Origin of the sequence: Pseudomonas lundensis (assembly GCF_001042985.1) — a bacterium.
GTDB lineage: Bacteria > Pseudomonadota > Gammaproteobacteria > Pseudomonadales > Pseudomonadaceae > Aquipseudomonas > Aquipseudomonas lundensis.
On the sequence record NZ_JYKY01000092.1, the window covers coordinates 1 to 505 of the forward strand.

Consider the following 505-nt stretch of genomic DNA (forward strand, 5'->3'; position numbering starts at 1 on the left):
CAGCACCAGATTGGGCAGTACCTGGATGCCTCCGGACAACCAGGCAGGGTTGGACACTTCGACGTTCTGTGCACCGAACACCAGGCGCACCAGTTGGATCAGCATCAGGCTGATGCCCCAGGTGGCGAGCAGGGTTTCCAACGGTCGGCCATACAGATGACGAATGACGGTGCGTTCCAGGGCCATGCCGATGGCCGCGGTGACGAAGAACGCCACCGGCAGCGCGATCAACGGGTAGAACTCGATAGCAGCAGGCACATAACGCTGCATCATCAGTTGCACCACATAGGTCGAATAGGCGCCGAGCATCAGCATCTCGCCATGGGCCATATTGATCACGCCGAGCAGGCCGAAGGTGATCGCCAGCCCCAACGCCGCCAACAGCAGGATCGAGCCCAGGGACATGCCGCTGAATGCCTGGCCGAGGATCTCGCCCATCATCAGTTTGCGCTTGACCTGGGCCAGGCTGGTTTCGGCGGCGGTGTGCACGGCGGCATCGGTTTCT

Annotated in this window: 1 protein-coding gene; it reads right to left on the reverse strand. The window is 61.6% G+C overall.

Annotation, left to right across the window (positions count from 1 at the left end; genetic code table 11):
* Nucleotides 1–505: ABC transporter permease subunit (locus TU74_RS23010; RefSeq protein ID WP_048377770.1), on the reverse strand; the 505-nt coding region annotated here is incomplete at both ends.